This window comes from Pedobacter sp. 01N416 (genome assembly GCF_056399685.1).
In genome coordinates this window covers 1-10,735 of sequence record NZ_JBFTRT010000111.1, presented here as the reverse complement: position 1 = coordinate 10,735, position 10,735 = coordinate 1, and the positions used below count along the sequence as shown (strand labels likewise).

8 protein-coding genes are annotated in these 10,735 nt (G+C 38.4%); 2 read left to right on the top strand and 6 right to left on the bottom strand.

Annotation, left to right across the window (positions count from 1 at the left end; genetic code table 11):
* Positions 1-861: IucA/IucC family protein (locus AC1DND_RS08310; RefSeq protein ID WP_477580699.1), on the top strand; the 861-nt coding region annotated here is incomplete at its 5' end.
* 258 nt (positions 862-1,119) lie between these two features.
* Complete coding sequence (locus tag AC1DND_RS08305; protein WP_477580697.1) at positions 1,120-1,746, top strand: M23 family metallopeptidase; 627 nt, start codon at positions 1,120-1,122, stop codon at positions 1,744-1,746.
* 260 nt (positions 1,747-2,006) lie between these two features.
* Here the strand turns inward: AC1DND_RS08305 and AC1DND_RS08300 are convergent, their stop codons facing one another.
* The 6 genes from AC1DND_RS08300 to AC1DND_RS08275 all read right to left on the bottom strand — a co-directional run.
* A complete protein-coding gene (locus AC1DND_RS08300; protein WP_477580695.1) occupies positions 2,007-2,399 on the bottom strand; it encodes a hypothetical protein in 393 nt (130 codons plus the stop codon).
* 133 nt (positions 2,400-2,532) lie between these two features.
* Positions 2,533-2,850 (bottom strand): hypothetical protein, encoded by a 318-nt coding sequence (locus tag AC1DND_RS08295; protein WP_477580693.1) that lies wholly within the window; start codon positions 2,848-2,850, stop codon positions 2,533-2,535.
* Positions 2,851-2,887: 37 nt separating this feature from the next.
* The gene (locus tag AC1DND_RS08290; RefSeq protein ID WP_477580691.1) at positions 2,888-4,396 is read right to left on the bottom strand and encodes a M60 family metallopeptidase; all 1,509 of its coding nucleotides are present in this window, start codon (positions 4,394-4,396) and stop codon (positions 2,888-2,890) included.
* A gap of 28 nt (positions 4,397-4,424) precedes the next feature.
* Complete coding sequence (locus tag AC1DND_RS08285; RefSeq protein WP_477580689.1) at positions 4,425-5,627, bottom strand: glycoside hydrolase family 27 protein; 1,203 nt, start codon at positions 5,625-5,627, stop codon at positions 4,425-4,427.
* Positions 5,628-5,767: 140 nt separating this feature from the next.
* Positions 5,768-8,932 (bottom strand): beta-galactosidase, LacZ type, encoded by a 3,165-nt coding sequence (gene lacZ / locus AC1DND_RS08280; protein WP_477580687.1) that lies wholly within the window; start codon positions 8,930-8,932, stop codon positions 5,768-5,770.
* A 214-nt stretch (positions 8,933-9,146) separates the two neighbouring features.
* On the bottom strand, positions 9,147-10,735 hold a 1,589-nt coding region (locus AC1DND_RS08275), incomplete at its 5' end, for an alkaline phosphatase family protein (protein ID WP_477580685.1).

Sequence of the window (10,735 nt, the reverse complement as noted above, 5' to 3'; positions counted from 1 at the left end):
GCACCAAAAGTAACCCAGTGGGCAAAAGACATGCTTCAGGGCGATGAGTATTTAAAACAGGCCCGTGTGGTGCTTTTGGGTGAAGTGGCAACAGTAGCTTATACCCATCCACAATACAGTGAAATTCCGGATTCTCCATATCAGTATCAGGAATTTTTAGGGGCGATTTGGCGTGAGAGTGCCGAAAATTATTTGCTGGAAGGCGAAAACATCATGACCATGGCGAGTCTGCTTTATGTAGATGACAATGGGAAAAGCATGGTTGAGGCTTTGATAGAAAAATCTGGCCTGGATGCAGAAAGCTGGTTAAATGCCTATCTGTCTGCGTATTTAAAACCTGTATTAAGGATTTTTTACAAACATGCTTTTTTCTTTAGTCCGCATGGCGAAAACACCATTTTGGTAATGAAAAACGGCGTACCCGAGCGCATTATTATTAAAGATTTTGTTGAAGAAATTGTACTCACAGAAGAATCGAAAGCCAAATTACCGAATGATCTGGTAGACGTTTTAAGGGAGATTAATGATGAATTAGCCCCTTTATTTATCCTCTCAGGGATCTTTGATGCTGTTTTCAGATACCTCGGCAACATTTTCTACAGTTATGTAGGATTGGATGAAAAACATTTCTGGCGTCAGGTGGCAGATGTAATTTTAGAATTTCAAAAGGAAAACCAAGAATTGGCTCCAAAATTCGAAAAATTTGACCTGTTTGTGCCCGAATTTATCAGGGTTTGTATTAACCGCGTAAGGTTGTTAACCCACGGTTATAGCGAAAGTACTGATGTTCCTGTTCCGGAATTGATTGGTACCTTGGTTAATCCAGCAGCAGAGGCTTTGAAGGAAGATGTAATGCTGTAATTGATGTGCAGTCAGATGCTACCATCTGACTGCACGAAAAAATAACATCATTAAGGATCGTCATTTCGAGCGGAGTGCAGCGCAGTCGAGAAATCTAAAAGATAGATCTCTCCATTTCGCTTTGCTTCAGTCGAGATGACGATCTTTCTATGAGATCATATCGCCATCGTTCCTTCCCGCAATAACGATCCATTTATTTTAAACTATAAAAATAGTTTATATCGATAAAATCATTATCTTGCTTTATAAATCTTTAGCATGAAAACATTAGTATTTATCTTTTTATCGACACTTTTATTCGAAACACCTACGATTGAAAAAGATCGCGATCGATGGAAACCATATTATACCGATACTGCTCCAGCAAAAACAGCCGATAACTGGTTTCTTCCTTTTGACGTAACTAACCGTAAGAGAATAAACAACATTAAAATCATCAGCATTTTTGGCGATCATAGAGATAGTTATGTTAAAGGCCACATCCACACGGCTATTGATATTAATCCTGCACAACCTAAAGCGAAACTGGTTAATGTTTACGCCATGGCTAATGGAATAGTATGCTCTGTCCATTTGGGTGAAAACCAACGTACAGTTGTGCTAAAACATAAATTACCAAATGGCTTAACCATGTTTACCACTTATAAACACCTGAAAGAAGTTTATGTAAGCAATGGCCAGAATGTTGATCAAAACACCAAACTGGCCAGGTTATTTACGCCTCTGGAAAGTAAAAAGTATGGGGGCGATTACCATCACCTTCATTTAGAGATCAGAAAAAAATTTGATGATTATGGCTGTGCAAGCTGGCTAACTTTTAATAATAAACAACTGAACGAACGGTTTTATAACCCTCAGGTATTTATAAAAGAACACATCAAATAACTGTAAAGTAAAAAAAGGTATTTCCGAATACACTGAGGAGCTGTTTAAATTTCATTAAAAACAAGATCGTCATTCTGAACTTGTTTCAGAATCTGTTTAGAAAGGAGGTTGTATCATAAATATAGATTTGTCATCCTGAGTTTGTCGAAGGACCTCCTTAAATACGCTTTAAGGTGTTTCGACAGGCTCAACATGACAACCATATGAGGTGAAATCGCCTTTATGATACAACCTCGACGGAGTAAATTATTTAGATAAAATTAATAGGTAAACTTAGGTTTCCCATTGTTGCAGGTTACCCCTTTTGGCTGTATTATCAACGCACAATCTGAATATACGCCCCATTTTTGATTGTAATCGGCCTGTAGTTTGGTAAATTGTTCAACCTTTTTCAGAAAAGTGCTCTCATCTATTTTTACAGAATAAGCAATATAACCTGATGCGCCTCCGCAGGCTTTAGATCCAATGGCGGTGAATTTCCATTCGCCGGCATTTTCACAGGTAAATTGCTGAGCTGATTTTTCAATGTCTTTATAAAGTCTATCCAGCTCTGACGAATCAACATTTCGCATAGGATCTTCTCGGTCTGTACACGCCCACATCAGACTTATAATCAGTACAATTGAAGTTAAAATAAATAGCGTCCGTTTCATCGTTTGTTACTTTTTACCTAAAACGGGATTTTAAATAAAAACGCTACAGCCCTTAAGACCTATGAGTTTTAAAAACAAAAGACTTCCGAAGTTTCATTGCCATATCGTGGTTAAACTTCGGAAGTCAGGAAAGCTAAAACTTAATTTTTAACGTGCACTTTTCTCTGGTCCCATCATTAATCAGGCCATCAGGTAGGGTAATTCTTAAACCTTTGGCGTTCTGTTTCCATTTAATGGTAAAGACTTCATCTTCCATAAGCAACTCTTTCACTTTTAAAATGGCAGTTGACAGCGATTTAATGATAAGTTCTCCATGATTAAATTCTAAAAGCTCGATATTGAGTTCGTCTGCTTCACCAGAATAAAAAATAATCGGGTTAACCTCATAAATATGAAGCTGATTGCCGCCTTGTTCGCCTGTGTTTAAAGCAATTTTTCTACTTACTGCCATTACAATTTGGTTTGAGTTAATTAAAAATGGCTTACAGTTAGTTTACCGGAGGAAAATTATAAGGCTTCCATGCACGAAGCACGCTCAGTTCTTTCTGTGTTTCTTCGCTTATGCCTACGCCCCAGGTATTAAAAAATGGAGCTAAATTTCTTTTTACCACATTAGAATAGGTTTTTACCCATAAATCGCGTTTTTGCTGATCGTTTAACCTGCCTATACTTGGTCCGATTTTTTGGTATTCTTTAAAAAACGCTTTAAAACTTTCCCATCCAAAACCTTCCTGCATCTGGCGGAACATGATGAGGCCTAAAAAGGCATCACCTTTCCATTTTTCATAACTCGCACCTTCGGCAAAATATTTTTTCATCATCTTTTGCGTATTTGCACTTGATACACCAGTATGTGAATCGTCCCGTCCGCCCATTAACCTATCGAACATATAGATTGAAAAGAAGTTATTGCTCACTTCGGTAGTTCCACCAAAAACCCAGTTCAGATTTTGCATGTTGTGACCAATTTCGTGGAAAAAGCCCCAATTTGCGCCTCCCTTACTTGGTTTCATCAATAACTCAGGGTTGGCCATAATTTCGTTCGAGAGCATCTTTCTGGATGGCGAATGGTGGATCATAATCGGATAACCGCTATGCATGTATCCTCCGCCAATATGTTCATCGGGTACCATCCGTTGAGCCCTATAAAACGGCGCTGGCATATTGGCCAGATCTAATTCTCCAAGTACAACTAAATCCCATAGTTTTAATACTTCTTCAGGATTTTTGATGGTTTGCAATACACTATCAGGCAAAGTTAAAATCACATTTTCAGTGGCCATCTCGCCCCAAGGTGCTTTATTATTTTTTAATTGGCTCTCCCAATCGCTTTGCGTGCTTTTACCCAACACAAAAAGTGGAGCTGCAACAGCATGGCTAATTTTGAAATCAATTTTTCTACTTTCTGCCTTAGGTTTAATATTAATGTAGATCAGTCCACCGAAAGGAGACGCTAATCTGTTTTTACCAATTACCAATTGTTGTTTCTTGGTTATAATTGGCATCCTGCGCCAATCTTCCTTGCCTGCTACCCAATAGTTTAAGCGATCGCTATGCGCACCAATCTGAACTTCAAGCTCGTTTACATTGGCGTTCTTGGGCACATCAATTTCTAAATACTCACCAGCTTTTGCATACAAACCTGTACTGTACATGGTTGCATTATCGTAACCAGAATACCCTAAGGTTGACACGATAGACACTAAACTATCGGCCATTTTTTTATGCTCGATGCTTACCGTTTTATTTATAAACTGAAAACCAGTCTTTACTGTACCTGGAAAAACCTCTGCTGAAGGTTGGGCTTTGATACTTTTATAATCAGTGCTTTTTAACGTTTCATCGCTCCATTTGGCGATGGCTTTTCTAAATGCAGTATCGCTTTTAGATAGGGTGTGTTGTGGTGTAATGACAATTGTTGCCGGATCTTTTGTTACATCTTGGGCAAAGGTACTTAAGCCTGTTGCTACTAATGCAAGGGATAATAGTGATTTCATTTGTGTTTGGTTTGTTGTTATTTAGGGGTTATACTTTTTTTAGGCGGAAAACCTTCGTTTCGTGAGCAGTTACCTCACCATTCCACTTATTATTTTTGCCAATTATTTTATGCTGCCACAGATCCCTGATCTCATATTTACCAGTCAGGCCTAATTCGGTAAAATTTATTTTTGCATTTTGGGCAGATGCCGATTTATTTAATATCGCTATGGCGAAATCTCCATTGGCTAAAGGACGAACAAAAACATCCCAAATATCTGTTTTGATTTTTCTTTCGGCCTGTTTGCCCAAAGCATCTTGGTTTAATGCAATTACTTCTTGGTTTGTGAAAATGGTTTTTGCTTCATTATCCATTTTACGGATATCGCAACTCGCATATAATGGCGAATTAAGCATGCTGTATAAACTCATTTGGCTTTGATATTCAGCTTGGGTACAACCTTTGCCATTAAAAGCTGAGGAAGGGCCTTTTGTGCCGTGTAAACCCGCCACTAACATATCTCCGTCGTTCCATCTACCAGGGCCTGAAAAGCTGGCCAATCCTGCTGTTTTATCTATCACATTGTAAATACCTACTCCTCCCTTACCTTCTGCATCATTCCATTTGTCTCTGATATCGTAAGTAGTACGCCAGCTTTGTCCGCCAACCTGTGCACCCCAGTTCCAAGGTTCGCGTGGACCCCATTCGCAGATTCCCAATACAATATCTCTACCCGATTTGCGTAGCGCCTGGGCTATTTTAGCATAACGGGCTTTAGCAGTTTCAACATCCTCTGGGGCATTACAATAGTCGTATTTTAAATAATCTATCCCCCATGAAGCAAAAGTTTTAGCATCCTGATCTTCGAAATTTAAACTTGCGGTATAACCACCACAGGTTAAAGGAGCAGCATCAGAATAGATGCCCAATTTCATCCCTTTGTTATGTAGGTAATCGGCCAGGGCTTTAATGCCAGAAGGAAATTTCTTTGGATCGGCAATAATCTTGTTTTTATTATCACGGCCACCTTGCCAACAATCATCTAAAAAAATATACTGATAGCCTGCTTTCACCATCCCACTGGCAACCATTGCTTCGGCCATTTCTTTAATATCTTTTTCGTTCGGATTTTCGGACATGATGTTCCAGCTCATCCAGCCCATTGGTGGTGTAGCAGCTAATTTTGATTCCTGTGCAAAGCTGATTTGAGCAAATAACAGTAAGGTTAAACAGATTTTGATAAATTTCATATTATTCTTTGATTAGAAAGTTCTGCAATTCTTTAGGAAATGGTCGTCATTCCCGCGCAGGCGGGAATCTTAATGCAACATATAAACCTAGCTAAAGCATTAAGATTCCCAATCGAGTTGGGAATGACGAACTATGTATGTTACTTAATCGGTTTGATATAATAGCTGTACTGGTAATCTTTAAACGGGATTTGGTATTGAATTAATGGCATAGAACCCCAGCTATCGATCCCTTGAACACCCAATTGCTGCATATCCATGTGCACATAAATCTGGTTGCGTTTTACCAGTTCGCCAGAGTGATATTGTTTTTTCTCTGCCTCTGGATCTAAATCCTCGACTGAATATGGCAATGCATTAAAACTCAATAACTGATCGGCAAATTCGAAACGTAAGCCTTTACCTGCTTTATTGGTAAAAGCTACCCAGCGCACATCAGTTTTATTACCACTTTCTTGTGGACGTGCATAAGGGAAGTACTGATCTGCAACCGTTGATTTATAAGTACCAATTAAGGAAGCCGTTTTTCTATCTACATAATTTTCTCCCGGCCCACGACCATACCATTGGATATTGCTGTAATCATTTTTCAGCTGCAGATCGTTACCGATACGCATTAAACTTTTGTAGTTGCCTGTTACTGCTTTAAATTGATTATTTACTTTTACAGTACCATCAGCAGATACATTAAATTCTTGCGTAGTTTCTGCATCACCTTTAAGTAGAGACGATTTAATGGTTAGGGTAAAGCCATCAGCAGTTGAATTTACAGTTGATTTAATATTGCCTGCACCGTTATCCTGATACACATTACGCCACATACGTAATTTCGTATTTAAGCCCGCACCGATATCGTTGTCGGTTGGTGCACGGTAAAATCCAGGTTGTGGCCCCGAGGCCAATAATTCTTGCCCTTTTGAAATATAACTGCTTAATATTCCTTTGATTAAATCGAAAGTAATGGTAAAATCACTTCCTTTAACCACTGCTTTTTCTGTAGTTTGCTCAATCTTTAAAGATTTCTTGTTTCTATTATAAACATTAGCTTTAGGCGCTCCGGCCAACGCAATCTGCTCGTAAGCAATCTCATAACCTTTTTCTAAAAATGGCTCAGCTGTTTTTAAGCGATAGCGAACGTTTAAGAAATATTCTTTACCCGCTGCATAATTCGTTTTAAATGGTAAGCTTAATGGCTGTGTTTGGCGCGGACCAACATTCAGGTTACTTACCAAGCCAGTTTGAATCACTTGTCCATCTTCTACCAATTCCCAGTTTAACTGCACATTACTGATATCTTTAAAGAAATAGCTGTTGTTTACATTAATCTGGTTGGCACCGTTAAAAGTAGTTTTGATATATTGATGCACTTTTTTCAATTCTACTGCCATTGGCGTCATACCACGGTAGGCGGTGACCACTCCTTTTACGCAGAAATCGTTATCGCTAAAATTTTCGTCAACCGGGCCACTTAGCGGGAAATCGCCGCCATAAGCCATAATTCGTTTACCGTTTTTAACGGTATCGATCGCTTGGTCTATCCACTCCCAAACAAAACCGCCCTGTAGTTTAGGGTTGTTCTCAATGGCATCCCAATATTCTTTAAAATTACCCAAACTGTTACCCATAATGTGAGCATACTCGCTCATAATAAACGGGCGTGTTTCTTTATCCTGTTTCGAATAGCGTGGCAGATAATTTGGCGAAGGATACTGCGGAACAATCATATCGGTATTGAAATCGCTCTCCGCTCTTTCGTACTGTACCGGGCGGAAATCTTTTCCTTTAAGCCATTGGTAAGCCTCGTAAAAGTTAACACCGTTACCCGCTTCGTTACCTAAGGACCAGGTARTTACCGATGCATGGTTTTTATCACGCTCGTACATTCTGGTAATCCGCTCAAGATGAGGGATACGCCATTGTTTATCGTTGGCAAAAGTAGTTTCCAAACTGTAATAACGGCCATGCGATTCGATATTGGCTTCATCGATTACGTACAAACCATACTCATCACAGAGTTCCATCCAATAAGGATCTGGCGGATAATGAGAATGACGAACTGCATTTACATTCAGTTTTTTCATCATTTCCATATCTTTTTCCATATCGGCATGGGTTAAAGTATGGCCTTGAGTGGCATTGTGTTCGTGCCTGTTTACACCTTTTAAAAATACACGTTTGCCATTAACCAATAAATCGCTTCCTTTAATTTCTACTGAGCGGAAACCCACGCGTTGTGGAATTACCTCGATTATTTTATTGTTTTTATCTTTTAAAGTGATGTAAAGCGTATATAAATAAGGAATTTCTGCCGACCAGTTTTTCACGTTACTGATCTGCGTTTTAAAAGAAAGATCGGTTTTATAATTGCCCAATACTTTTTGGATTGTGGTGGCATCTTTCCAAACATGAGTTCCTTTTGCATCAACTAAATCAAGTGCTACGAAAAAACTATCTGGACGGCTGTGGTTGGTACGCTGATCGATTTTATAATTTTCTACCGCTAAGTCTACATTTAGCAATCCGTTCGTATAAGTAGCATCTAAATTACCCACAACTTTAAAATCGCGGATATCTAATTTTGGAGTAGAATATAAATAAACCTCACGTTCTATTCCCGATATGCGCCACATATCCTGGCATTCTAAATAGGTACCATCGCTCCATCTGTAAACTTGTAGGGCAATGGTATTTTCTCCTGGCTGAACATATTTGGTAATATCGAACTCTGCAGCCAGTTTACTATCTTCACTATACCCTACTTTTTTACCATTTACCCAGATATAAAAAGCAGATTTAACCGCACCTAAGCTGATAAACACCTGTCTACCGCTCCAGTTAGCCGGAATATTGATTTTCTTTCGGTACGAACCTACCGGATTATTATCCTCAGGAATATCAAATGGAGGGTTCATTTTTGCGCCTGTTAGCTGTCTGCCAGCAAATTCATATGGTTGGTTTACATAAATTGGAAGCCCATAACCATTCACTTCCCAGTTGGCAGGTACTTTAAAATTATCCCAGCCTTTATCATCAAAATCTACTTTATAAAAATCGGTAGGCCGTTTACGTGGGTCTTTTACCCAGTTAAACTTCCAGGTACCATTTAATGATAAAAAATATGCTGATTTTTCTTTGGCTCTTTTAGCTGCTAAATCCTGATTTTCGAAAGAAAAGGCCGATGCCCGCATAGGCAAACGGTTTACCGAAACCACTTCTGGGGTCTGCAGTTCGGAGGGCAGATCTTGTGCACTGATTTGCCCGGCAATAAATAGTGATGTAAATAAAATGGTTAATTTTCGCTTCATTCTGTGTGTATAATTGGTTTGCTGCTCCAAATTACTGATGATTAACTGATAATGATAAAAATGTTTTAGCGCAAACGTTTGAGTTTTAAATATGTTACCGACAAAAGAAATTTTTCGGTTGAAATGCATAGGTATGTCGTTTTGCAAATTGCCTTAAAAGAAAAAACCCGTTGTCGCCACTAGGCAGCAACGGGCTCACTAACTAAACTAACTGCTATTTTAAAAATTCTATTTCAAACTGATTTAAGAAAGGATTACCATCAAAACCAAACTCTGGCAAGATTTTAACATTTAACCAATATAGAGACAAAGCTGCTACATCAGACGATTTTGCAATAATCGATAAATTACTTGTTATCGGCTCATTTACTGCTCCAGGAGGATATAAACTATTAAGATAATCCCAAGTATAGACACCTGATAAGCTTAAATCCGTTCCTCCAGGTATTCTATTCGCAAGAACTGATTCGGCTCCTTCGGCCATTGGCCAAAACCCAACAAGATTAGCATAATTTGGATGTTGGGTAATATTTTTCAAGCCAATATTTGCCTTTATAACAGCATCACTTAAAGCCACATTAAAATATTGCAAGTTAGCTCCATAAAAAGGCGTTGGTGTATCTGTGTCTCCCTTTCTATGCCCTAACCTAAACATCTCTGTATTTGCTAAACTTTTACGAGATAATATATCTAAAGAGCCTTGCAAATTACCATCTACAAACATCTTCAATGTTCTTGCAGTAGGAACTCCTGCCCCATTAACTGTTGTAGCAATAGACATGGTAAGTGTATGCCAATCAGTTCCAGGGTTTACTGTTGAAGACATATCTAATTTTCCATTACCGCCATTTGCTGACCCTCCCGTTGTGATAACAAACTTATCAGCATAATGGCCCCACTGCCATCCAGTTATAGTTCCTCCATCTAGATTTGTACTCTTACTTAAAAATGTAGGGTAGTTAACATTATTAGAGTTAAATTTCGTTTCCATTTGTACGGTTAAATTTTCGGCAAGTCCCGCATCGAACAAACTCGTACTACCATTAACAGGAGTGGCCCTCGAAGTAACAGTTTTAAAAACAACTGAATTAAAACCTGTTTTCAATACCTCTTGTTGCTTTAGATTCTTTTGTGAAACAATTAAAAATCCATTCTTAGGATCAGTATCACTTCCGCCGTGGTTGGTGGTAACAATAATTAACCAATCTTCATTGGTGTAATTTTTTCTCGTTTTTAAAGCGGTAACGATATTACCAACATATTCATCGGCCTTAACAATAGCATTTTTGTAATTAGTATTAGTGGCCAAATAACCACCATTAGCACCAGCAGATTCTACCTCTCTAAAATTTACGATTACGGTGCCAACATTATCTTGTTTAGTTAAGATGTTGATGGTGCTATCTTTAACAGCAATATCTGTACTGATTACTGGTGCAAAATCTGCATTGATTAAATATTTACGCAAATTGTCCCATGGGGTAATTACTGCAGTTTTAACAGCTTTATACTGCGTAATATAATCTAACATATTTCTGTAAGATTTAATTTCAGCATGTTGATTCGCATTAGGATCATTCACCCTATCAAAATTACCTGTACCAATGGAGTGTTTTGAAAAACCAACACCAGTTACCATGGTTGCCCATGATGACACATCATTACTTATACCACTTTTTAGCATATCAAAAGAGTATTTTGATGTTTTCTGTAACTCAGTAATATTTGTTGGTGCAATGGTTTTAATTTCACTGCCAGTTACACCATCAATACTAATTACCAAAACCTTCCTTTGTACACTAC